Origin of the sequence: Microcystis sp. BLCC-F209 (assembly GCF_041928595.1) — a bacterium.
Classification (GTDB): Bacteria; Cyanobacteriota; Cyanobacteriia; order Cyanobacteriales; family Microcystaceae; genus Microcystis.
The window spans coordinates 1-24852 of the sequence record NZ_JBHFLL010000269.1 but is presented as its reverse complement, the minus strand read 5'-3'; the positions used below and the strand labels follow the sequence as shown (position 1 = coordinate 24852).

Annotated in this window: 17 protein-coding genes; 16 read left to right on the top strand and 1 reads right to left on the bottom strand. The window is 44.1% G+C overall.

The window, feature by feature from the left end:
- The first annotated feature begins 106 nt into the window (after positions 1-106).
- The 16 genes from ACE1AQ_RS17115 to ACE1AQ_RS17040 all read left to right on the top strand — a co-directional run bounded on the left by ACE1AQ_RS17115 (position 107) and on the right by ACE1AQ_RS17040 (position 24004).
- Positions 107-727 carry a D-Ala-D-Ala carboxypeptidase family metallohydrolase gene (locus tag ACE1AQ_RS17115; protein ID WP_008202900.1) on the top strand — a complete coding sequence of 207 codons (621 nt, stop codon included), beginning with the start codon at positions 107-109 and terminating at the stop codon, positions 725-727.
- Between the two features lie 61 nt (positions 728-788).
- Positions 789-1754 (top strand): hypothetical protein, encoded by a 966-nt coding sequence (locus ACE1AQ_RS17110; protein ID WP_008202898.1) that lies wholly within the window; start codon positions 789-791, stop codon positions 1752-1754.
- Positions 1755-1781: 27 nt separating this feature from the next.
- Positions 1782-3221 carry a hypothetical protein gene (locus ACE1AQ_RS17105; protein ID WP_008202896.1) on the top strand — a complete coding sequence of 480 codons (1440 nt, stop codon included), beginning with the start codon at positions 1782-1784 and terminating at the stop codon, positions 3219-3221.
- Positions 3222-3260: 39 nt separating this feature from the next.
- Positions 3261-4157, top strand: coding sequence for a peptidoglycan-binding domain-containing protein (locus ACE1AQ_RS17100; protein WP_008202893.1), 897 nt, complete (start codon positions 3261-3263; stop codon positions 4155-4157).
- Positions 4158-4237: 80 nt separating this feature from the next.
- Entirely contained in the window at positions 4238-5893 is a 1656-nt protein-coding gene (locus tag ACE1AQ_RS17095; RefSeq protein WP_008202890.1) for an N-acetylmuramoyl-L-alanine amidase, read from the top strand.
- A gap of 52 nt (positions 5894-5945) precedes the next feature.
- Positions 5946-6371, top strand: a complete 426-nt coding sequence (locus ACE1AQ_RS17090) for a tetratricopeptide repeat protein (RefSeq protein ID WP_149037191.1) — start codon at positions 5946-5948, stop codon at positions 6369-6371.
- Positions 6372-6405: 34 nt separating this feature from the next.
- Complete coding sequence (locus tag ACE1AQ_RS17085) at positions 6406-7422, top strand: hypothetical protein (RefSeq protein ID WP_110543157.1); 1017 nt, start codon at positions 6406-6408, stop codon at positions 7420-7422.
- A 43-nt stretch (positions 7423-7465) separates the two neighbouring features.
- The gene (locus ACE1AQ_RS17080; protein WP_008202884.1) at positions 7466-8215 is read left to right on the top strand and encodes a DUF2272 domain-containing protein; all 750 of its coding nucleotides are present in this window, start codon (positions 7466-7468) and stop codon (positions 8213-8215) included.
- 346 nt (positions 8216-8561) lie between these two features.
- Entirely contained in the window at positions 8562-8753 is a 192-nt protein-coding gene (locus ACE1AQ_RS17075; protein ID WP_223210022.1) for a hypothetical protein, read from the top strand.
- Positions 8754-9003: 250 nt separating this feature from the next.
- Positions 9004-13695 (top strand): ExeM/NucH family extracellular endonuclease, encoded by a 4692-nt coding sequence (locus ACE1AQ_RS17070; RefSeq protein ID WP_110543155.1) that lies wholly within the window; start codon positions 9004-9006, stop codon positions 13693-13695.
- Positions 13696-13747: 52 nt separating this feature from the next.
- Positions 13748-14260 (top strand): PEP-CTERM sorting domain-containing protein, encoded by a 513-nt coding sequence (locus tag ACE1AQ_RS17065; RefSeq protein ID WP_008202879.1) that lies wholly within the window; start codon positions 13748-13750, stop codon positions 14258-14260.
- 207 nt (positions 14261-14467) lie between these two features.
- On the top strand, positions 14468-14737 hold the full coding sequence (locus tag ACE1AQ_RS17060) for a YciI family protein (protein ID WP_002736230.1): 270 nt from the start codon (positions 14468-14470) through the stop codon (positions 14735-14737).
- A gap of 173 nt (positions 14738-14910) precedes the next feature.
- On the top strand, positions 14911-18441 hold the full coding sequence (gene smc / locus ACE1AQ_RS17055) for a chromosome segregation protein SMC (protein ID WP_110543152.1): 3531 nt from the start codon (positions 14911-14913) through the stop codon (positions 18439-18441).
- A gap of 349 nt (positions 18442-18790) precedes the next feature.
- Positions 18791-20371 carry a photosystem II high light acclimation radical SAM protein gene (locus ACE1AQ_RS17050; RefSeq protein WP_110545850.1) on the top strand — a complete coding sequence of 527 codons (1581 nt, stop codon included), beginning with the start codon at positions 18791-18793 and terminating at the stop codon, positions 20369-20371.
- 42 nt (positions 20372-20413) lie between these two features.
- On the top strand, positions 20414-21943 hold the full coding sequence (locus ACE1AQ_RS17045; RefSeq protein ID WP_110545849.1) for a WD40 repeat domain-containing protein: 1530 nt from the start codon (positions 20414-20416) through the stop codon (positions 21941-21943).
- A gap of 180 nt (positions 21944-22123) precedes the next feature.
- A complete protein-coding gene (locus tag ACE1AQ_RS17040; protein WP_004163413.1) occupies positions 22124-24004 on the top strand; it encodes a DNA-directed RNA polymerase subunit gamma in 1881 nt (626 codons plus the stop codon).
- A 40-nt stretch (positions 24005-24044) separates the two neighbouring features.
- Here ACE1AQ_RS17040 and ACE1AQ_RS17035 read toward each other — a convergent pair whose 3' ends face one another.
- The gene (locus tag ACE1AQ_RS17035; RefSeq protein WP_002771650.1) at positions 24045-24461 is read right to left on the bottom strand and encodes a RidA family protein; all 417 of its coding nucleotides are present in this window, start codon (positions 24459-24461) and stop codon (positions 24045-24047) included.
- Positions 24462-24852 lie beyond the last annotated feature (391 nt).

The window sequence follows — 24852 nt, the reverse complement described above, 5'->3', positions numbered from 1 at the left end:
GGAATGTACCTCGTGTGAATCAGAAACGCTATAATTTCTTTACCGTTGGTAGTACGCTTTCCCTCATTCTCAATACTATTAATTACCCCAAATGCAGGTCAAAATCATGAACGATACTCAAGAACAGTCCTCATTAAATTTAGAAATTTTGGCAGAACGATTAGAAAACATTGAATCCCTTCTTTTTGCCCTACATAGTAATGCAGCCTATTTAGAGAACGAACCGTTTGAAGTGGTTGAGACAGAAGAGGTGGTTCTTCAATCCCTAACCTCACAGTTAGAAAACTATATTGATGGTTTAGGCTTGCAATATTTCAAAGGCCGTGAGTTAACGCCCTATTGGAATCGCACTTGTGGCAATACCCGTAATTCCGTCCCTCCTCAGAATCTTTGGCCAAATTTAGCACGAACCTTAACCGTTTTAAACAAACTACGCAGTGATCTAGGTGTCCCCATCGTTATTACCAGTTCTTATCGAGATCCTGATTATAACGCTTGTGTCGGCGGTGTTCCTGGTTCTGAACACACTAAAGCCCTAGCCTTAGATTTTGTGGCTCGTGGGGGTACTCCTGCCCAATGGGCGGCTAAATTAAGCTCCTATCGCGGTAGAACCTTTAATATTCCGGGTATTGGTAACTATGTCTTTCACGGGGGGATTGGCACTTATCCAAGTCGAAACTTTGTTCATGTTGACACCAGAGGGACAGATGTAAATTGGACGGCTTAACTCTCTGTTGTTTTTGGTTTCCTAGCCAATATTTAACATCATTCATAGTGAGGGAAAATCTATGCTTAAAGAATCTTCCATTCAAGGATGGGTGCTCGGTTCCTTAGGAATTCTGGCTTTAAGTTTGACGTTGAATGGATGCAGTCCCGAAAGAAGGGCAATTTTACGACTAACAGCCCTCAATTTTCAGACTCAAGCCACGGAAGCGATCGCCGCCACCAAAGTCATTTATCAACTTACAGCGAATGCTAGACCTGAAAATCAGCGCCGAGAAGTCCTAGTCAGAAGGCTTTTAACTGATCCTAACCTTGATTTTGGCAATCCAGAGGCAATTAATAAAATTATTGGCCAAATACTGGGTATTAGTCCAGCCATTCCTAATCCCGTCAACGAAGCTCTCGATGATCTGCGTCAAGAATATGTCGTCGCCGCGGAAACCTTTACCAATCTTGAGCAAGCAGGCTTATTAGGGACAGAATCGAAAGCAGTGGCAAGTGCAGCCGAACCTGCACGAAGGTTAACCGTGAAAATGCTTCTTTTAGCCGAAATGATCCGTCAAAATCCCCCCAGTCCTAAAAATGCTAATCGGGTTTGGATTTTCTATCAATTTGCTCAACTACGCACTCGTTATGCTTCAGCAACCACAGACGCTGAACGAAGACAAATTATCGAGACAGCGAATCAATTGCTTGATCAACTTTTTACCATTAATGCCCAAGAAACCACAATCGTCTGTCAAGCAACGGCTAAATTGCTCTTAACTGCCCAAACAGGCACACAACTTTCGGCTTTAATTGAAGACTACGATCGCCTCAGTCTTAACGAAATTGTGGCTAAGATTACCACCGCTTTAGGCATTGCTTCCAGTTTAAGTGGTCGCGATTTAACCAGCGTTAATAGCAAAATCACCGAGATTCAGACAAGCATTCAAAAGGATGCCGCTTTAAACCGAATTCTCAATGAACTTCCTCAACAGCGTTGGCAAGTCAGTTCTTCTGCATCTGCCCCCCTAAATTGTTCTCAGTAAACATTTAATTAACGAGAGGTTGCAACTATGCCTACTAACTATTCCGAAGCTCAACTGCAAGGAGCTTATCAAAAAGCCTTTAAAGCCTACATGGGAAGGGATTACGTCACAGGGGTTGATGTCGGTTATCAATACACGGAAGGTCAACCCACGGATAATATTGTCGTTCGAGTTCATGTTAAGGAAAAACTGCCGGAATCTAGCTTAGAAGCAGTGGAAATCTTCCCCAAAGAGATTGATGGTATTCCTCTTGACGTGATTCAAGGGATTTATCGACCTCATATAGCTGTTGTGGCAGAAACAACGTTGAAACGGCAAACTCGTCTTAATCCAATTCAACCAGGAATTAGTGTGGGTCATTTTCGGACAGCGACGGGGACTTTAGGGGCGATCGTCTATGATAAGATGACAGGAAAACCTTGTATCTTGAGTAATTGGCACGTTTTAGTCGGAAGTAAGGAAGCTTCTCCAGGGGATGAGGTTATTCAACCCGGTGCGGCTGATGGCGGACGATTAACCCTTGATCGAGTGGGATGGTTAGGGCGTTCTCTGCTGAATGAAGAAGGGGACGCAGCGATCGCTTTTTGGGATAGTCCCTCAGATCGTAGCCTTGAATTGGCTCAGTTTAACACGGGAGTGGTCGTTAAATCGGCTCGTTTGGCTAGTTTAAGCGATGTCGGTCAAATTTTAGAAAAATCAGCCAGAACTACGGGAGTAACACGAGGCAAAATTGATGGGGTGGGATCATACACTCTGACTTATCCAGTGGGCAGCAAAACGGTTCAAGGGTTCAAAATTGTGGCAATTATCCCTAATAATCCCGATAATGAGGAAATTAGCGCAGGGGGTGATTCGGGAGCAATTTGGTACGATCCTCAAACCCATGAAGGGGTTGGTTTACACTTTGCGGGAGAATCAAATCCCGATCCCAGACAAGAACACGCAATTGCTTGTCATTTACCGAGAGTGTTATCGGCGTTAAATGTATCCTTAACCCCTTTAGTACCAAAAGACGTAGATTTGAACAGAGAAAGCTTAGAAACAGTTACAACTGCATCTCCCAATCTTAATAAGATCATGGCTGAGATCAAACAACTGATCGATACCGTGAGCTTAACCGCCAATCTTCCCGTCGGAACACCTATTGATCTGCAAATTCTCCGCCAAGCGGAAAACAGACTTAAAAACATCGAATTTCGCCTACAGTTTGAATTACTGAGGGCAGAAGATAACAATGATTGGGCTTTGGCTGATTTACTTTATGATGCCATTGAACAATGCCAAAAAGCGTTAAATGCTGTCAGAGGCGCATTAATTCGTCTTGTTGTCATTGGAACGGATCACGCTCAAATTATTGCCCAATGCCGCAGTATTCGCCAAGATATTGACCGTGCGGTTCGGACACAACAGGTGATTGATTACTTCATTCGTGTAGCCATTTTAGTCCGTCGCTTTGTCGGCGTTTAATAAGTCAATTATGTCAATTTTTGACAAGGAGCATCCAGAATGAGTACCTTACAGCAAGTTATCGACCAAAATAAATACATTACTTTCGGCGAAATTGCCTCTTCTCCGTTAAACGAGGATGAAGAACTCTGTCGAGAAATTCAAACCATCCTTAAAGGATTAAATTTATACAATTACACCATTGACGGTGATTTTGGGGGCATTACTCGGCAAGCCTTACGGGATTTTAAAGAAGAAAAAGGACTGACGGGGGGAGACATCTTGGGTCCTTCTACCGCCAAGGCACTCTTACGATATAGTACAAACGGCGTTTTACCCCCACCCCCTCAACCCCCTCTGCCTGATGGTTTAGCTCGTGCGGTGATTCAAGAAGGTCAAAAACACGGCTTAACCTTAAGAACTCAGATTGCCTATATTATGGCAACCGTACAACATGAAACTGCCAATACTTATAAACCAGTGCGAGAAGCCTTTTGGAAAACCGAAGAATGGCGACGACAAAATCTTCGTTATTATCCTTACTACGGTCGAGGCTATGTGCAACTGACTTGGAGAACGAACTATCAGAAATATAGCAATATTTTAGGAGTTGATCTCGTTAATAATCCCGATCGAGCCTTAGAGCCAAGTATTTCTTTATATATCCTTGTTCATGGGATGGCTAATGGCATCTTTACGGGACGACGCTTAGGGCAATATGTCAGTGTTAACCGTACTGACTTTGTGAATGCGAGAAAAGTCATTAATGATATGGATCGGGCGCATCACATCGCTAACTTAGCTCAACAATGGTTAACCAAACTGAATAACTTCCCTGTCCCTGAAGCCTTACCTGAAGCTGTCAATCTTGGAGCGGGAATGCCAGCGTTTATCGAAGAAAATGTGCAACTCTCAGAAGATGAGCTTTTCCTGTTTGAGCAAATCATGAGTAGTTAAATCAGCAAGTTCCCCTCTTCTGTGTGTGGGAGAGGGGAGTTAATACTTGTTGCCTTTTGGGAAAATTGAGGATTAAAATGATGGTTAGCCGTAAAAAACTTGGAGAAAGCTTAAATTTAGAAATCGACTTAATTCCTGAGTCAAATTCTAATCGTCCCAACACAAAAATAACGCCTAGTTTCATCACTATTCATAACACTGATAACTCGGGAAGGGGGGCCGATGCTCGCGCCCATGCCCGATATGTAAAAGGTCAAGATGCTCAAAATCGGAAGGTTTCTTGGCATTATACTGTTGACGACAAGCGTTCTATTAAACATTTACCTGTCAATGAAAAAGGATGGCACGCCGGAAGTGGTGAAGGTAATAAGAAAAGTGTGGGTATTGAGATTTGCATGAATGAAGGGATTGATCAAGAAGCTGCTAATGATCGTGCGGCTACCTTAACGGCGATCTTAATGTATGACCTCAATATTCCTCTCAGTAACGTTGTTACCCATAAACATTGGACGGGAAAAAACTGTCCCCGATTACTTCTAAATGATTGGGATCGTTTTAAACAACAGGTCAAAGACATCTACAATAGTATTGAACCCCAACCTGAAGCGATCGCAGAATTATTTGCTGATGAGAGTCTGTTTGAGGGTCACGGTCAAGAATTAGATGAAGAAATCCCCAAACTTGAACAGTTAGAACATCCTGCCTTTTGCAGTTTACCGGCTGTCCCAGAGCGTCTTCTATCAGAGGATATTGACCCAAATCGGGCTTCTCTCATTCTGATCAGTCAGAAAAAATGGGTTAATCGAACGATACTCCATTATTGCTTTTTGGATACACCTAGTCGTTGGCGAGGAGAAGAAAGACAAAAAGAAGCCGTCCGCCAAGCCTTCAATACATGGAAAAATTTAGGCATTGGTTTAGCATTTGTTGAAGTTACCGATCCCAGTGAAGCAGAAATTCGGATTGGTTTTGATCCACAAGAGGGATCTTGGTCTTATATCGGACGCGATGCCATCGATTATGTGACCAATCCCCGTGAACGGACGATGAATTTTGGTTGGGATTTAACCACTCCCTACGGACGAGATACGGCATTACATGAAATTGGTCATGCCCTTGGTTTTCCCCATGAACATCAAAATCCCTTAGCTGGTATTGTCTGGAATGAAGAAAAAGTCTATCAAACTTATGCGGGAGATCCTAATTATTGGTCACGGGAAAAGACGTATAATAATATCATTCGCAAAATTTCTCCCGATTTAGTTAAAGGTTCAGGTTGGGATAAAAATTCCATCATGCACTATCATTTTAAGGAGGGATTAATCCTCTCGCCATCGGGTTATGAAACTCTACCTTTGATTCCTGAACCAGGCTTATCTCCGATTGACATTGAAACTGTTAAACGTTTTTATCCGCGGACATCTGAAGTCAATATTGAACTCAAACCGTATCAGTCAATTTTAATCAACATCAATCCTAGTGAGCAACTCGATTTTATCATTCGACCAGAGGAACCCCGAAAATATACTATTGAAACCATCGGTCATTTAGATACGGTAATTGTCTTATTTGAAGATGTCAATGGAACACCTCGCTATATGGCAGGTGATGATAATAGTGGTTTGGACAACAATGCACAAATTATCACTCGTTTAATTAAAGGACGAACCTATTATCTTCGATTACGACTTTATACCGCTCAAGCCAGTGGTCAGGGTGCAATTATCCTTTGGTAATATCTGTTGATTGACTGTTCCCTGAAAGTAGTTAAAAAGGGAGGATAGCTAGATGAAATTTAGCCTCATATTACTCATGATTATTGGGTTATTAGCGGGGTGTATGCTATCTTCTCTAGATCAACCTTTAACGCTTGAACCAGAGACAACAACTTTTTTCCCATCTTGTGAAATTTCTAGACCTCTTAATCCTGACCCTGAACCTCAACCCAATGAAACAGTATTAGATCGATATTTTCGGTTAGCTTTCACTCAAGAAGTTTCTGGAAATTTCACAAAAGCTATTGATTATTATCAACAGGCGGCTAACTTATCTCAATGTGAATGCGATCGCCGACACGCTTTAGCCGGAAAACAGGCCGCCGAAGAATCACAAAATCTTCTCGAAAAAGAAGGAATAGAAAGTAAACCCACACAATTTTTCTGGGTAAGATTACAAGAATTAACGGAAAACTTACCTTGTATTCAAGTTCAATAACACAGAATTTAGATAAATTTGACAGGAGTAATCTATGAGTACCTTACAAATTATCAATCCTACCAATCATGCTCGATTTGAATGTCTAAAACCTGTTACTTTTACAGGCAAAGTCGATCCTGGAATAGTCACTGTAGAACTAAAAGCAGACGAACAATATTCCCTAGGCAGTGGTCAGGTTAAAGCGGATGGTTCTTGGTCGATTACTTATTCAGGATTTACCAATATCGGTGAGCGCAAAATTACCGCCATCGGTTTTGAGCAAGGAAATCAAAAAAAGGCAGAAACCAGTATCTATATTAATGTTGTTTACGCCACGGATGGACTTGATAAAATTATTGAGGTTGCCGCTAATTCCCAAATAGCCCGTTATCACTGGCTCGATCGAGGAGTTGCACCCAAAGGTTACATTAAAGGGATGGCAGTTGTCTACGCTAAGGTTTATTGCCAGTTGAAAGCAGCTAATCCCTTTGCCAAAGAAATGGCGAAAGCTAACACAGGAAACTCCGATAAAGATGCCTTAGCACACTACGCTCAGAAATTCCGTGATTTAGGGATGAATAATAGCGTGGCAGGGGTTGATACCCTCAGACATTTATTTGTCTTGCTGATAGGTTTAGGAATGCGAGAAAGTTCTGGAAAACACTGTGAAGGACGTGATCATTCAGCCAGCAATGCCACTGCTGAAACGGCGGAAGCGGGATTATTTCAAACAAGCTATAATGCCCGAAATTCTCATCTATTGTTACCTCAGTTATTTGAACAGTATTTAGCCAATTCATCAGGGTTTATCGAAATCTTTAAGGAAGGGGTTACTTGTCCTCCTCAAGACTGGGAAAACTATGGAGAAGGGAAAGGAAAAGAATTTCAACGCTTGTCGAAAGCTTGTCCGGCTTTTGCCGCCGAATTTGCTGCTATTGGCTTAAGAAATCTCCGAAAACATTGGGGAGCAATTAACCGCCTAGAAGCTGAAATTTGTCCTGAAGCTGATGCTCTGTTACAGGAGGTTCAGAAGATTGTTGATCAATTGAATCTTTGTTCATTGTTTTAATTATCTTTTTTTCTATCTCTCAAATAAGGGAAAGGAGGGAGTTATGAAACTTTTCAATACTCTAATTGCTGGTGGATTATTAACTATTAGCTTTTTAGTCATTACTGGGGCAACAAAAGCTCATATCTTTCAAGAAAAAGTGGCTGAAAACGCTGTTAAAGAATGGCGAAATTTTCATAATCCACCCATTGTTGTCAGAGCTAAAGCAGATACTGAAATACGCAGAGATACAGGAACAGCTGAAAGACCTCTAGAATATGCTCAATGTAACATAGTTAATCGTTACTGGCGCAGTGTAAAAACACCCCCTAGAGGTGACTTTTGTAGATTACCCAGAATAGCAGATAAAAATCAAGGAGGCTGGGATAATTATCCTTGGTCAGCCGCTTTTATTTCTTTTATTATGAAACAATCACGGGCAGGTGATCAGTTTAAATATAGTGTCCGTCACGCTACTTACATCGTTGATGCCGTCAAAAATCGGGACAATCCTAATGCTTCTTTTCGAGGCTATCCCATTGATTGGATTCGTCCATCTGTTGGCGATCTAATCTGTGCGCCGCGAGGAGAAAATGCGGGTTTAACCTATTGGAAGATTATTGATCAAGGAGATTTTGAATCTCATTGTGATATTGTGGTTGCCAAAAATAACAATCAATTAGAAGTCATCGGTGGGAATGTAGGAGATAGTGTGGCAAAAACGATTGTTTCTCTAGACGATCAGGGACACATCAAAGTCACCAAACCTGATTTCAGACCTTGGTTTGTGGTTATTAAAAATAATCTCAGATAAGGTGCAACTCTTGAAGTGATGGCAAAGTTGAAATCTTTAAGGAGGAAAGGCGATACATGGGAAAATCCTGCGCTTTTCCTCCCCTATAGAATTTAAGCGTATTGTCGCTGGACAAGAATATCATTTTCAAGCAACAGGTCAATGGACAGACTGGACAATTACCTCTAATGCTGATGGTTATGAAAGTCCTAAGTGGGTGGGTGGAATTAAATATAAGATGAACGTAGGTTGGGTTGAAGCATGAAACCCAACGCCCGCATGGGTTACGCTACCGCTAACCCATCCTACAAATAATTGTGCCTCCCTACTTAATTTCTTGCTGAAACTATGTGAAGGACTACGACGAATGCCTAATTCAGCTTGGTTTTCACTGATTGGTTCAATTGATAAAGATCAAGATAGTTTCTTCCTCATCGGCACAAATAAACAGTTTATAGCCCCAAAAACAGGACGGCTTTACTGCTTTGCTAACGATGTGATCATCGCCTATGGCAATAATCGAGATAGCATCCAACTCACTGTAACTTCCTTAACTTGACAAAGGGAACAGTCAAACTAGAGGCCCTATGAGGTGAAAGTCTCATGTACGGTTCGGAATGGCAGGGGATGGGGACGACGACCTTCTCGACCCCTACTCAGTTTAAAGGCAATACAGTTGACAATGCACCCCATTCGATAAATCACCGATAAATATTGCTTAATTGAACTAACACTGTCCCTTAACTACAGGTTTACCCCAGATTAATTTCTGGACTCTAAGGTAGTAAAGGCATCTTGATCACTACAGTATGAGTAACGCTACCTTTACAGAAAATTTTAATGCTTTTACTGGTTCGGGATTCGCCCCGATTCCGAGTCTAGGTCAGCTAGATTCCGACCTTTGGATTATTTCCGGTCTTTCCGATGGCAGCATGACCCATGGGGACACCCGTACTTCTTCAGGAGATTTTGCCAGAGGACAGACATCTAACCCTGTCACCACTGGGGGAGTTTATGCTTTCAGCATCGCTTCGGGAAATAATGCTTTTGGGGTACAACCCACAGGAGATGATTTTACCCCCGGCGCTATCACCCTACGCTTACAGAATGTCACTAATAGCTTAGTGGATTCGATTACTCTTTCCTATATCATCCGCTTTCGCAACGACCAAAATCGGGCTAATTCTCTGAATTTTTCCTATTCTGGGGACGGAAATACTTTTACTGCTGTTAGCAGTTTAGACTTTATCACCCCGGATAAGCTGGACAGTTCCGGTTGGCAGTCGGTAACTCGTTCTATTACCCTTTCTGGATTAAGTATCGCCGCTAATAGTAATTTTTTCCTGCGTTGGACAGGAGATGATGTTAGTGGTAGCGGTAGTCGCGATGAATACGCAATTGATGATATTGCCGTGACTGGTTTAGCTGCCCCCAGTACATATATTCTACCCACTCCTACCCTCGTAAAAATCCATGAAATTCAAGGCACGGGTTTAGTCAGTCCAATTTTAAATCAATTGGTGACTGTAGAGGCGATCGTGGTGGGAGATTTCCAGGGTAATACGGGATTAAGTGGTTTTTATCTTCAGGAGGAAGATAGCGATAGCGATAGTAATCCTCTGACTTCCGAAGGTTTATTTATTTTTGAAGGCAATATCCCGATTATTAACCTTACTATCGGCGATAAAGTTAGAATTACAGGAACAGTTAGTGAATTTGGTAACGCGGGGGTATCCTTAACCCAACTGAGCAGCATCACAGAAGCGTTAATTATTTCTAATAATAATCCCTTACCCACGGCCGCCACTATTAGCAATCTCTCGAACGCGAATGCTCAACCGCAAGTTTTAGAAGCTTTTGAGGGAATGCGGACAACTTTCGCCGAAACTCTCTCTTTAACCGAATATTTCCAACTTGGTCGTTTTGGTAGTGTGGTTTTATCCTCCGGGGGACGTTTACAGCAACCCACTAACGTTACCAATCCGGGGACAGATGCCAATACTTTACAAGCGAGTAATAATCTGCGACGAATTACCCTAGATGATGGTAGTAATCTCACTTTTCCGACGACTCTATTCGGACGTGGTGGCAATCCCCTCAGTACCAGTAATATTTTACGGGCCGGGGACACAGTAACGGGATTAACCGGAGTTTTAGACCAACGTTTTGGAGTCTATCGCATCCAGAATAACCAAGGTGTGGACTTCCAAGCGGTCAATAATCGCTCAGAAACGCCCACTAATGTGGGTGGTCGCCTAAAAATTGCCAGTTATAACGTCCTTAATTACTTTACCACCATCGCCAATGGCACTAATAATGCCCGGGGTGCCAATAGTATCAACGAATTCCAGCGTCAAGAGGAGAAATTAGTCACGGCACTTATCGGTCTTGATGCCGATGTTTTCGGGTTGATAGAATTGGAAAATAACGGCGATGGGGCGATATCTAAGCTTGTTAACGCTTTAAATGCCGTTGCAGGTGCAGGAACCTACGCTTTTATCCCCACAGGTACAATTGGCACTGATGCGATTAAGGTGGGAATCATCTACAAACCCGCTAAAGTTACCCCTGTAGGTGATTTTAAGATCTTAGACAGTAGCGTTGATGCTCGTTTCGATGATACTCGCAATCGTCCCGCCCTAGCACAAGCCTTCCAAGAAGTCAATACCGGTGCCAAATTTAATTTAGTCGTCAATCACCTAAAATCAAAAGGTCAATCGGGTTTAACTAATACAAGTGATCCTAACTTCGATCGAGGGGATGGTCAAGGTTTCTGGAATGCCAGTCGCACCAATGCGGCCTTAGCCTTAAGGGATTGGATAGCCACGGATCCCACTAATAGCGGTGATAGGGATTATTTAATTATCGGGGATTTCAATGCCTACGCCCAAGAAGACCCTATTCGAGCGCTCGAATCCGCCGGATATACAAATTTAGTGGGTCAATTTGGGGGTATTAACGCTTATTCCTACGTTTTCGATGGTCAAGCTGGTTATCTTGACCATGCTCTCGCTAATGCTAGTTTAGCCTCCCAGGTAACGGGAGTGACAGAATGGCACATTAACGCCGATGAACCTAGTGTTTTCGACTACGATGACAATATCGTTGACCCCGGGGAAAATCCCTCCAATCCTCCCTTAAACCCCTCTGCACTCTACCAAGTTAACCCCTATCGTACCAGCGATCATGATCCCGTTTTAATTGGTTTAAATTTAACCACCCCTCAACCCTTTAAACTGCAATTATTCCATTTTTCCGACAACGAAGGCGGAATTTCAGCCCTTGATGATGCCCCGCGCATGAGTGCGGTGTTAAATGCCCTCAAACAGCAGGACATCGATAACGATGGTGTAGCAGGTTTTGCCAATACCCTCACCCTTGCGTCTGGAGATGCCTACATTCCGGGGCTATTTTTCGGGGCCAGCGAACAGGTATTCGGGGCAGTTGGCCGCGGCGATATCCAGATTCTCAACAATTTGGGAGTACAAGCGAACGCTTTTGGCAATCATGAATTTGACCAAGGTACAGCAGTTGTCCGTAATTTGATTCTTGCCAATGGCAACTATCCTGGTACAAATTTCCCCTATCTCAGTTCTAATCTTAATTTTGCCCCCGATACCAACTTAGCCAGTTTAGTGACTGCCGATGGTCAGGAAGCGAGTACCATTGCTAATAAAATCGCTAAGAGTACGGTGATTACTCTGTCCGATGGCGAGAAAATTGGCATTGTTGGGGCAACCACCCCGATTTTACGCTCAATTTCCAGTCCGGGTAACGTGGGAGTTTCTCCTGCTAATCCAAATGACCTTGATGCTTTAGCGGCCATTATTCAAGCTTCCGTCGATGCACTTTTGGCCGCTAATCCGGGGATGAATAAGGTCGTTTTGTTAGCCCATATGCAACAATTATCGATCGAACAGACCCTAGCGGAACGTTTACGCAATGTCGATATTATTGTCGCTGGTGGTTCCCATACTCGTTTAACCGACGAAAATGACCGTTTACGCGCCGGAGACACCTTCCAGGGCGTTTACCCCATTGTCAAAACTAACCCGGAGGGAAAACCGGTAGCGGTAGTTAATACCGATGCCAATTATAAGTACGTCGGGCGCTTAGTTCTCGATTTTGATAGCAGTGGTCATATCATTCCCGAAAGCTACAATCCCAATATTAGCGGTGCTTACGCCACCGATGCCCAAGGGGTGACGGAAGTGGGGGGAACAGGATTAGAAGACCCCGAAATTCGGGGGATTACCAATGCCCTCAGAGGGGTTATTAACGCTCAAGAAGGCAATTTCTTCGGTTTTACGCGAGTTTTCCTCAACGGTCAACGGTCGGGGACAGGATTAGATGGAGTTCGCCAACAGGAAACCAACCTCGGCAATATTACCGCCGATGCTAACCTAGCTGAGGCCAAAAAAACCGATGCTAACGTGGTTATTTCCCTGAAAAATGGCGGTGGTATTCGCAATAGCATTGGCAGTATCATCGTTCCCACCGGTACGGAAGCAGTACGGGTAGCACCGGAAGAAGTACCCGGAGTGAAACCGGCCGGGGGAATTTCAGAAGTAGCGATTAAAAATGCCCTCAGTTTTAATAATTCCCTTAGTCTCACCACTGTCACCGCTAGTGAATTAAAGGGGATTTTGGAGTATGGTCTGGCGGCTAGTACAAACGACCCTGCTAATTCCCAAGGCCGTTTCCCGCAAGTGGGAGGAATGGCCTTCAGTTTCGACCTTGATGACCCCGCTGGCAGTCGGATAAAATCTTTGGTAATCAAGGATGAAAACGGCACAGTTATCGATGTGGTGGTGCAAAATGGCGCAATTGTCGGTGATGCTAATCGTAGCTTCCGCATGGTGACGCTTTCTTTTCTTCTTGGTGGCGGTGATGGTTATACCATTCCCCAGCGCAATCGCGTCAATTTGCTAGGCAGTACACCCAACTTCACTGGTAACGCAACTTTTGCCCCCGATGGTACGGAACAGGACGCTTTTGCGGAGTATTTACGGGCGAATTTCTTCAATCAACCCTTTTTAGGGGAAGATGTGAGCAGAGAATTTGATACCCGTCTGCAAAACCTCAATTTCCGCAGTGATGAAGTTTTGCGTTCCACTCGTTCGGGTACGGCCAGCATTGATAATCTAGTGGGTACTACCGGTGATGATGTCTTAGTCGGGTTTCAAGGTCGCGACACCCTAACTGGTTTAGGTGGTAATGATTTGTTTGTTTATGTCAGTTTGAGCGATCGCAGTGATACTATTACTGATTTTACCGTCGGCAGCGACAAAATTGTTCTCACGCAACTGCTTAATAGTTTGAATTACACCGGCAGTAATCCCATTGCTGATGGTTATATCACTTTTACTGCTCGTGGTAGTAGTACGGTTCTCAATATCGATACTGATGGTTTTGGAACTGCCGCAAGTCCTTTACCCCTAGCGTTAATTAATAACGTTGCGGTGGCGGTCTTGAATAACCTTGCCAATTTCCTGTTCTAGTTTTTTTTGGTGGGCTATCAATGCCCACCGTTTTTTTTAAGGAGTAATTTCCATGAATAAAGTTGCTGTAATCACAGGTTTAGCCCTAGCATATTTTGCCGTCAATGTCAATAGTTTACAAGCGGCAAATATCACCTACAATTTTCAAGGTGTTATAACTTCTGGAAGTCTGAATGGGAGTTATTCTGGTTCGGCCAGTTTCGATGATGGGGCGATTACAGGCGTAGATTTTGAATCTATCCCCTTGACCAATATTAGTTTTAATCTCCTCGACCATAGCTTTAATCTCACTTCGGCCGATGCCCCTCCCGTGGCTAATTATTTCGATGGGACTTTTATTGGCATCGATTATAGTGTCACCTCTACTAATGCCTTCTTTCCCATCGCTAATTTTGCCCTGACTAGCGGATTTTTTGAACTAAGTGAAGCGGCTTTTACCTATACTCCTCGCTTGGGTATTGCAGGACAAGGTAGCCTAACTTTTAGCAAAGTTCCTGAACCTTCTATCGTTATCGGTTTAATTACCTTAGGAGGAATAGGTCTTGTCTTTCGCAAAAGTCCCTAACTAATTTGAGACTTCCTTAGCTAAAAACGCCTACCTCAAACTAATGGGTAGGCGTAGTTTATCGATTACTCTACTTAAACTTTCTGTAAAACTTTGGCATAGACAAAATCAGCCAACTCCAACCCCCCCCCACTTTTCTAGATTGATTTAGTCTGATTGACGATTCGATCGTAAAATAGCAACAGATCAAGAGAGTACAGGTCAAATATGCCGAAATTTGTTGTCTGGGGTAGTTATTGTGAAAATGTGCTGGAAAAACGCGCACCCTATCGTCAAGCGCATCTAGAGGGATTAAATCAACAGAAAGAACGGGGAATTCTCGTTACTATCGGACCAACGGCAGATTTAAGCCAAGTTTTCGCAATTTATCAGGCAGCCAGCGAGTCAGAAGTGCGAGAATTAATCGAAGCGGATCCCTACTGGCAAAATGGCATCTGGACAGAGTACCAAGTCAAGGAATGGATTCAAGCCATCTAAGGGGGCTATCAGCTATATTTTTCTATAAGGGTGTTGTCATAAAATTTTCCAACTACGCAACTAATCAAACTCATCTCCGGTCAAGTCTGAGGATATTGTCAAGGATAAACCGGAGTTATCCCTTATCGATTCCAGCTGACAGCTGATAGCTTGCCTACTTTTTGCTTATTGCCATGGTTTACATCAAAAAGGTCGAACTCTCACACTTCAAATCCTTCGGGGGAACGACTCCTATACCCTTTTTACCGGGGTTTACGGTGGTTTCTGGTCCAAATGGTTCGGGAAAGTCGAATATCCTTGACGCATTGCTATTTTGCTTGGGATTAGCTACTTCCAAGGGAATGCGGGCCGAAAGATTACCGGATTTAGTCAATCACAGCTATAACAGTCAACGTCATAGCTCAGAAGCGAGTGTTTCGGTGACTTTTGATGTTAGCGATATTCCTGACGCAACCGATAGGGATTGGACGGTTTCCCGACGCTTAAAAGTGGCTAAGGGTGGCAGCTATACTTCTACCTACTATATCAATGGGGAAACCTGTACGGTTAGCGAACTTCACGACCAATTAAACCGTTTACGCATCTATCCCGAAGGGTACAACGTGGTGTTACAGGGGGACGTAACCCGAATTATCAGCATGAATGCCAAGGAAAGACGAGAAATTATCGACGAATTGGCAGGAGTAGCCGAATTTGACCGCAAAATTGAGAAAACTAAGGAGAATATCGATTCGGTTAAAGAAAGGGAAGAACGCTGCCAAATTATTGCCACAGAATTGCAAAAATCTCTGGAGAAATTAGCACTCGATCGCATTAAAGCCGAAAAATACCAAAAACTCAAGGCCCAAGTCCAAGAAAAACAACAATGGGAAATTGTCCTCCATTGGCAAAATCTCCAGCAGCGCTGCCAGCAAGTACAAGGACAAATTCAAGCTGGGGAAAAGGAAAAACAGGTTTTAACCGAGACTATCGCCAATTTATCCGAACAAATCGCCCAAAATAGTCAAGAATTAGAGAAACTCAATCAACAGGTCAAAGCTTTCGGGGAAGATGAACACCTGTCCCTAACTTCCCGATTAGCGAGTCAACAGGCCAAACGACAACAACAGCAACAACGACAAAAAGAGTTAGAAAACCTCGAAAAAGAATCTCAGGCACAGAAAACCAGACTTTTAGAGGAAATTAATCGCTATAATCGCGAATTAAACCAGATTACTGCCCAAAAAAGCCGTTTAGAAACTGAAATTTTACCCAATCTCCTACGGACAACCCAAACCGCAAGGGAAACCCTAGAAACCCATCGTCTGCAAGCAAGTAGTCTCGCGGAAGCGTCAGAAGCTTGGGTAAAAGAACAAAGTGACCTTTCCCGCAATATTACCCGTCTTCAGGAACAATTAAACCCCTACCGTAGCCAACGGGCCCAATTGACCGAAAGATGCGATCGATTGCAAACTAATATAGTAGAAGCTGGTCAACGTCTGCAAGAATTAGAGCAAGTCATTAGCATAAAAACGGAAGAAAGTCAAGAAATATTACAAAAAATTAATCAATCGGAACCCGATATTCAAAATTTAGCCCAAAAACTCACCATTGCCGAACAAAATCGCGTCATCAGTCAGGACACCCAAAAACGTCTGCTCAAGGAACAACGGGACAAACAGAGGGAATTAGATAAACTGGAAGCGACCAAGCAAGCGCAACAGGAGGCCCAGGGAACCTATGCTACTCAAATATTGTTACAGTCAGATTTGCCCGGAATCTGCGGATTAGTGGCACAATTGGGGGAAGTAGAGGAACGTTATCAAATTGCTCTGGAAATCGCCGCCGGAGGTCGTTTAGGTCATGTAGTCGTCCAAGATGATAGCGTTGCGGCTGCCGGAATTGCCTTGCTAAAACAGCGTCGCATCGGTAGGGCCACTTTTTTACCCCTGAATAAAATTCGTCCTCCCCGTCCCCAGGATATTTCCTCTCTGCGTCATGCGCGGGGTTATCTGGATTTAGCGGTGAATTTGGTTAAGTTTCAACCCCAGTATCGGGAGGTTTTTAACTATATTTTTGGCAGTACCGTGGTTTTCGAGGATATAGATTCTGCCCGTTATTATATCAATCAATATCGCATCGTTACTTTGGATGGCGAGTTATTAGAGATGACTGGCGCTATGACCGGAGGCAGCCAACCGACGCGATCGGGGCTACGTTTTGGTAAAATTTCTCCCAAGGAGTCTAGTGAAGCGGAATCTCTACGGGAAAGATTAGCAGAAATCGATCGCATTCTTACCCGCAACGAAGAAAAAATTACTCAAGTTAATAATCTTATCAGTCAGTTAACCCAACAGTTAACCGAAACCCGTCAAAGTCATCGGGAAAATCAATTATCTCTACAACAATTAAGCAAGGATTTAGAACGTTTAACCACAGAAAAAGAGGATTTAACCCGTCAATTATCGGGCCAGCAAGAGGAAATGACTATTTCTCGTCAACGGTTAGAAATATTAACCGGAGAAATTCCTGAGTTAGAGTTATCCTTACAGCAAGAACAGGAAAAATTAACTGCTTTAGAGGCCAATCATACCCATAGCGAATGGCAACAGGTACAGGGAATAATTCGCAGTCAAGAATTGCAGTTAAAAACCCAAGAAAATCACCTCGCTACAGTCCGCGAACAGTTAAAAGACCTGCAAAGTCAACAAATCAGACTAGAGGAAAAAAGTCAAGAGTCTGCGGATAGAATTATTGAGATTGAGAAAATAATCACCGATGCAGTTAATCAGAGAAATATCGGTAATCTGGAGATAGAAAAACTTGATCAGCATATTTTAGAAATCAATCAAGCTTTACAGCAATTATCCCGACAACTAGGGGAAACCAAGCAAAAAAGAGACCAATTAGAGACAGTTTTGCGACAACAACAAAACCAGCAACAACAGGCTATCTGGCAATCGGAAAAGTTAGTCAACAATCAAGAGGAAAGACAAGCATTACTAACCACTTTACAGACAGAAATTAGTCAACTAGAAAGCGACTTACCTAATCCCTTGCCAGAAATTCCCGAAAGTGAGCGAGATTTCGAGAAAATTCAAAGCGATATTCGGCAGTTACAAAAGAAATTGGCAGCTTTAGAACCTGTGAATATGTTAGCTTTAGAAGAATACCAAAAAACTAAAGAGAGATTAGATGAACTATCAGAAAAACTGCAAACTCTAGAAGGAGAAAGAACCGAACTACTTTTACGGATAGAAAACTTTACCACCCTCAGATTTAATGCTTTTCAGGAAGCATTTACTGCTGTGAACGAAAACTTTAAGACCATATTTGCCACCCTGTCCGATGGCGATGGTTACTTACAACTAGAAGACGAAAATGACCCCTTTAATGGTGGCTTAAATCTGGTGGCACATCCGAAAGGAAAACCCGTACAGCGATTAAGTTCCATGTCTGGAGGTGAAAAATCTTTAACCGCTTTAAGCTTTATTTTTTCCCTACAAAGATATCGTCCTTCTCCCTTTTATGCGTTTGATGAAGTGGATATGTTTTTAGATGGGGCCAATGTAGAAAAATTGGCTAAAATGATTCAAAAACAAGCACAACAAGCGCAGTTTATTGTCGTTAGTTTGCGTCGGCCGATGATTGAAGCATCGGAAAGAACCATCGGTGTCACCCAAGCGCGGGGAACCCATACACAGGTACTAGGAATTAAAGTTTAACCTTAGACGCAAGTGGGGTGTGGGAATTATGAATTATGAATTATGAATTATGAATTATGAATTATGAATTATGAATTGGGGTGTGGGGAAGTGGGGTGTGGGGTGTGGGGTGTGGGGTGTGGGGAAGTGGGGTGTGGGGTGTGGGGTGTGGGGTGTGGGGAAGTGGGGAAGTGGGGTGTGGGGTGTGGGAAGCTTTTCAGTAAACAGTAAACAGTGAACTGAAAACTCACATCTGATAACTGATAACTGATAACTGATAACTGATAACTGATAACTGCCAGACAAGCCGGACAAAGTTAAGTTATATTAAGATTACTCAGAATGCGTCCTCGTCCCATTCAGAAATCTCATGACTCAACCGCAAGCGCAACGCATCCTCTACGTTAGACTCCCCTGTAACCCCATTTTCCCCATCGGTGTGGTTTATCTTTCCGACCACGTTCATAAACTATTCCCCGACATCGAACAAAGGATTTTTGACCTTGGCACCGTCCCCCCCTTAGACTTTAACCAGGCACTCGATCGCTGTGTTGACGAATTTCGGCCCACCCTGCTAGTATTCTCCTGGCGGGATATTCAAATATATGCCCCCGTCGGTGGTCGCGGTGGTAATCCCCTGCAAAACGCCTTTGAATTTTACTACGCTAAAAACCCCCTAATCAAGCTGCGAGGTGCTTTAGGAGGTTTAAAGGTGACAACCGCCTACTACGGCGAATTATGGCGCAATCAGGGACTAATTCGCCGCGGGTTGCAGCGGGCCAGAAAATACCATCCCGAAGCGCGAGTTATCGTCGGGGGTGGTGCCGTCAGTGTTTTCTACGAACAACTAAAAACCAAACTGCCCACAGGAACAATTGTATCAGTAGGAGAAGGGGAAACCCTGCTAGAAAAATTCCTCTCTGGCCGGGACTTTAGCGATGAACGTTGTTATGTGGTCGGAGAAACCACACCCCGGCCGCGTTTAATCCACGAATCCCCCACCCCGTTAGAAAAATCCGCTTGTAACTACGACTACATCGCCAGTATTTGGCCGGAATTTTCCTACTATTTCCAAGAAAACGACTTTTATATCGGGGTACAAACCAAGCGCGGCTGTCCCCATAACTGCTGCTACTGCATCTATACCGTCGTCGAAGGGAAACAAGTACGCATTAATCCTGCCGATGAAGTAGTTAAGGAAATACGCCAATTATACGACCGCGGCATTCGCAATTTTTGGTTTACCGATGCCCAATTTATCCCCGCCAGAAAATTTATCGACGATGTAGAAGAACTATTAGAAAAAATCCTCGATGCTGGGATGAAAGATATACGTTGGGCTGCCTATATTCGTGCCGATAATCTCACCCCGAAACTGTGCGATTTAATGGTAAAAACAGGCATGAACTACTTTGAAATTGGTATCACCAGTGGTTCTCAGGAATTAGTCCGCAAAATGCGTATGGGCTATAATTTACGGACAGTTCTGCAAAATTGTCGAGACTTAAAAGCGGCAGGTTTTAATGATCTGGTTTCGGTAAATTATTCTTTTAATGTTATTGATGAAACCCTAGAAACCATTCGTCAAACTATCGCCTATCATCGGGAATTAGAAAATATTTTTGGAGTCGATAAAGTGGAACCAGCCATCTTTTTTATCGGGCTACAACCCCACACCCATCTAGAAGAATACGCCTTCAAAAAAGAAATTATTAAACCCGACTACGATCCCATGAGTTTAATGCCCTGGACAGCCAAAAAACTGCTCTGGAATCCCGAACCTTTGGGGTCATTTTTTGGCGAAGTTTGTCTGCAAGCATGGCGACAAAATCCCGATGATTTTGGACGGGAAGTGCTGAAAATTTTGGAAGCAAGACTAGGGAAGGCCGATTTAGAATCCGCTTTAACCGCACCGATAGAAACTAAGGAAAAAGTCTTAATTCCTGCTTAAAAATTAATTTTAGTCAATCCCAAGGCGGCAATTAGCGTTACCATGAGTCTGAAATCAGGAGATGATCAAAATCCCTTTACCGGTAACTGCAAAATGACCGACCATCGCCTCCATGGGCTAGAATTAGCGGAATATATCGCCCTAGGATTAACCCTGCTTACCCTTATCGCCATGGGTGCGGGGTTTTTGCCTTTGTTCCTCCTAGTCGTGACTTTCGGGTTGAATATTCTCAATCGTCTCCGAGAAAGAACCCTGCAAAGTCAACGCTTAACCGAGATAACCGGTCATTTACAGGAGCAGTGGGAAGAAGAAAAAGAAGCTTTATCGGCCCAAATACAGTCCCTCGATCCCGCAGTGGCCAGCGATAACGACCTTGCGGTCGCAACGCGCTCGCTACGCGAGATCGCAGAATTAGAGGAGAATATTGTCGCCCTCGAACAGTCCTACAATCAAATTATTCAATACATCAACCGTAACGCGCTGCTGGAACGCATCGAACATCTGGAAAAATCCTACAGTCGCTTACACAGAGATATTTTACCGCTTAACGAAGAATCGGCGGATATTCCCGCCACCAAAGCGGAAAATGAGCCACAAATCACCCTACCTGCCCTTAATTTAACTCCCACTTCCCCCCCTGTCCCCCATTGGCACTATTATCGCCGTCTGACCGGCCATCGGGAAATGATTACAGCGATCGCAATTACCGAGGATCAACGGTTTTTAATTAGCGTTAGTTGGGATCGTACCCTAAAAATCTGGGATTTTGCGAGAGGAACCCTGATTAATACGGTGGAAGCTCATGATCAGGGCATTTTAGCCCTAGCAGTCACCGGAAAGGGCGATTATCACCTAGCGACGGGGGGATTCGATCAAACCGTTAAATTATGGACTTTAGCCAGCGATGGCAGTAATCTGGAATTAGATCAAATTTTCCTCGGTCATCTCGGTTCGATTCACGGCCTAGATTTTGCCCCTCGGTGGCATTTTTTGGTTAGTGGTAGTTACGATCAAACCCTAAAACAGTGGAATTTAGAGCAGGAAAACGAAGAATTTAGCTCCTATGACAGTCTGGGGGCAATTTATGCCCTAGCAGTGGCTCCTAATCAAGATTTTATCGCCGCAGCTGGAGGTGATGGCACTGTCACCCTCTGGCAATTAGGATCGGGAGAAAAAATCGCCGTCTTATCAGGTAACGTTTCTTCGGTGCAGAGTATTGCGATCGCAGCCGATAGTCAGATTATTGCCGCCGGTTGTGTGGATGGGACGGTGAAGATCTGGCACTACCACCCGGAGAAAAGCGGTCATTTTGCGCCAATTCGGGTGATTAATGCCCATAATGGTCAGGTGACAAGCTTGGTATTTGCAGAGGAGGGTCAATGGTTATTTACTGGGGGAACCGACGGAGAGATTAAAATCTGGTTAGCCAATTCTCAACAGGAGATCGCAACTCTCACCCCTGCCGATGGGCGATTATCGCCGATCTCCAGTTTAGTTCTCAGCCCCGATTATTGCCACCTAGCGGCGGCCGCGGCCGACGGCAGCATCACCATCTGGGAAAATATCACTTAATGGTCGATCGAACTAGAAAAATTGTATAATGTAATGTCCCGGACTCGATCAGGCCAGTTTGACCCGAAGAAAAAGTGACTGAGTTAACTGTCGTTTCTGCCTAATAGTTGTCATCGGGGCATCGAGAACGCGAGAGCGATCGCTTATACCAGAATCATTACCCATAGTAAAAAATTCAGAATGAAGACTCCAACAGATCAAAGATTTGATTACGTCAAAATCGGTTTAGCGTCCCCCGAGAGAATTCGGCAATGGGGAGAAAGAACCCTACCTAACGGTCAAGTCGTCGGAGAAGTAACCAAACCAGAAACGATCAACTATCGGACTCTCAAACCGGAAATGGATGGGTTATTCTGCGAGAAAATTTTTGGCCCCTCGAAGGACTGGGAATGTTGGTGCGGTAAATACAAACGCGTCCGTCACCGGGGAATTGTCTGTGAACGTTGCGGGGTAGAAGTCACCGAGTCCCGGGTACGTCGTCATCGCATGGGTTTTATCAAATTAGCTGCCCCCGTCACCCACGTTTGGTATCTCAAAGGTATTCCCAGTTATCTCAGTATCCTGCTCGATATGCCCCTGCGGGACGTGGAGCAGATCGTCTATTTTAATGCCTATGTGGTTCTCGATCCGGGTAACGCGGGCAATCTTAGTTATAAACAACTCCTCAGCGAAGATCAATGGTTAGAGATCGAAGAAGAAATCTACGCGGAGGATTCGGAATTAGTCGGCATTGAAGTGGGTATCGGGGCCGAGGCTATCCAAAGACTCTTACAGGAAATTAACCTGGAAGAAGAAGCGGAAAGACTGCGGACGGAAATTGTCGAAAGTAAAGGGCAAAAACGGGCAAAATTAATTAAACGTCTCCGGGTAATCGATAACTTTATCGCCACGGGTTCTCAGGCAGAATGGATGGTTTTAAGCGTAATTCCCGTGATTCCTCCCGATTTACGCCCGATGGTGCAGTTGGACGGCGGCCGTTTTGCCACCTCTGACCTGAACGATCTCTACCGTCGGGTGATTAACCGCAATAACCGTTTATCCCGTCTGCAAGAAATTCTCGCCCCGGAAATTATCGTCCGCAACGAAAAACGGATGTTACAGGAGGCCGTCGATGCTTTAATTGATAACGGTCGTCGCGGTCGCACGGTGGTGGGGGCCAATAATCGCGCCCTGAAGTCTTTATCGGATATTATCGAGGGTAAACAGGGGCGTTTCCGTCAAAATCTCCTCGGTAAACGGGTTGACTATTCGGGACGTTCGGTAATCGTTGTCGGTCCGAAATTGAAGATCTATCAATGCGGTTTACCCCGGGAAATGGCGATCGAATTGTTCCAACCCTTCGTTATCCATCGTTTAATTAAATTAGGCATCGTCAATAATATCAAGGCAGCCAAGAAAATGATCCAACGGGGGGATGCCAATGTTTGGCACGTCTTGGATGAAGTAATCACGGGACACCCGGTGATGTTAAACCGCGCCCCCACCCTGCACCGTTTGGGCATTCAAGCGTTTGAACCGATACTGGTGGAGGGCCGGGCGATTCAGTTACATCCCCTCGTCTGTCCCGCTTTTAACGCTGACTTTGACGGCGACCAAATGGCCGTACATATTCCCCTCTCCCTGGAAGCACAATCGGAAGCGCGATTATTGATGTTGGCCTGTCATAATATTCTCTCACCGGCGACCGGTCGCCCGATTGTTGCCCCTTCTCAGGATATGGTTTTGGGTTGTTATTATCTCACGGCCGAAAATCCCAAGGCCCAAAAGGGTGGAGGTCGTTATTTCGCCAGCATGGATGACGCTATTCGCGCTTTTGATCAGGGATTGGTGGATCTGCACGCTTCTGTGTGGTTGCGTTTACCAGTCGGAGAAAAGGTGAAAACCAATAAACCCGATGAGGAAGTCCTGGAAACGGAAACTCTCCCCGATGGCAGCATCTGGAAATATTATCGGGAGCGCAAAACCCGGGAGAAGGATGGTGAGATAATTTCTCAGTATGTGCGTACTACTGTAGGGCGAATTATCTACAATAAGACGATTCTAGAAGCTTTAGTAGTCTAGAGAGAGATTCCCTTAGGGTGGGCATTGCCCACCTTAATTTTTAGGCTAAAGCGGCAATACATTCTATTTCCACTAGCACATCTTTGGGAAGACGGGCCACCTCCACACAGGCCCGGGCCGGGGCAGTTTCCGGGGGGAAATAACGGGCATAAACTTGATTCATCGCCCCGAAATTGGCTAAATCCGAGAGAAAGACGGTAGTTTTCACCACATTTGACCAATTAGCCCCGGCAGCGGTTAAAATGCCCTCTAGATTGGCCATAACTTGTTCGGTTTGGGCGCTAATTTCCCCGGAGACGATTTCACCCGTGACGGGATCTAGGGGAATTTGTCCCGCAACAAAGAGAAAAGGACCGGTAGCGGCGATCGCTTGATTATAGGGACCCACAGGGGCCGGAGCTTTATCAGTACGGATGACCTGATTATTCATGGGCAGGATAGTTAAAAAAGATGACATTGAATCAATTGAATATTTTCCCAGTTTTTCGATCGCTTGCAGTTAATTTTCGCCGGTTAGGGGGTTTAATTTTGACTGATTGTCTTTGTCGAAGGTGCGCTAAAAGCGATTGTACGAGAAATAAGTCAACATTTATGACGTTGCAATTCTGCATCTAACTCTGTTAACAAAGCATATATTCTATCAAAATCATGTTGAGTTTTAGAAGGAGCGTCATAGGTTCTCAAAGTACCTTTAGTATGAGTATGAGCCGGGAGCATCTCACCTTTGCAATGAGCATAAATACTTAGTGGAAAAATAGGCTTTTCGAGGGTAATTCTTGTTTTAATTCTCCATGTACGCAGTCTTTAAAAGCCTCTATTTCGTTCCAAGACACGATTAAGAGTGGCTT

Coding starts and splice junctions, on each gene's coding strand:
- ACE1AQ_RS17115 (WP_008202900.1), top strand. CDS start 107: ATGAACGATACTCAAGAACAGTCCTCATTAAATTTAGAAATTTTGGCA.
- ACE1AQ_RS17110 (WP_008202898.1), top strand. CDS start 789: ATGCTTAAAGAATCTTCCATTCAAGGATGGGTGCTCGGTTCCTTAGGA.
- ACE1AQ_RS17105 (WP_008202896.1), top strand. CDS start 1,782: ATGCCTACTAACTATTCCGAAGCTCAACTGCAAGGAGCTTATCAAAAA.
- ACE1AQ_RS17100 (WP_008202893.1), top strand. CDS start 3,261: ATGAGTACCTTACAGCAAGTTATCGACCAAAATAAATACATTACTTTC.
- ACE1AQ_RS17095 (WP_008202890.1), top strand. CDS start 4,238: ATGGTTAGCCGTAAAAAACTTGGAGAAAGCTTAAATTTAGAAATCGAC.
- ACE1AQ_RS17090 (WP_149037191.1), top strand. CDS start 5,946: ATGAAATTTAGCCTCATATTACTCATGATTATTGGGTTATTAGCGGGG.
- ACE1AQ_RS17085 (WP_110543157.1), top strand. CDS start 6,406: ATGAGTACCTTACAAATTATCAATCCTACCAATCATGCTCGATTTGAA.
- ACE1AQ_RS17080 (WP_008202884.1), top strand. CDS start 7,466: ATGAAACTTTTCAATACTCTAATTGCTGGTGGATTATTAACTATTAGC.
- ACE1AQ_RS17075 (WP_223210022.1), top strand. CDS start 8,562: ATGCCTAATTCAGCTTGGTTTTCACTGATTGGTTCAATTGATAAAGAT.
- ACE1AQ_RS17070 (WP_110543155.1), top strand. CDS start 9,004: ATGAGTAACGCTACCTTTACAGAAAATTTTAATGCTTTTACTGGTTCG.
- ACE1AQ_RS17065 (WP_008202879.1), top strand. CDS start 13,748: ATGAATAAAGTTGCTGTAATCACAGGTTTAGCCCTAGCATATTTTGCC.
- ACE1AQ_RS17060 (WP_002736230.1), top strand. CDS start 14,468: ATGCCGAAATTTGTTGTCTGGGGTAGTTATTGTGAAAATGTGCTGGAA.
- smc (WP_110543152.1), top strand. CDS start 14,911: ATGGTTTACATCAAAAAGGTCGAACTCTCACACTTCAAATCCTTCGGG.
- ACE1AQ_RS17050 (WP_110545850.1), top strand. CDS start 18,791: ATGACTCAACCGCAAGCGCAACGCATCCTCTACGTTAGACTCCCCTGT.
- ACE1AQ_RS17045 (WP_110545849.1), top strand. CDS start 20,414: ATGAGTCTGAAATCAGGAGATGATCAAAATCCCTTTACCGGTAACTGC.
- ACE1AQ_RS17040 (WP_004163413.1), top strand. CDS start 22,124: ATGAAGACTCCAACAGATCAAAGATTTGATTACGTCAAAATCGGTTTA.
- ACE1AQ_RS17035 (WP_002771650.1), bottom strand. CDS start 24,461: ATGTCATCTTTTTTAACTATCCTGCCCATGAATAATCAGGTCATCCGT.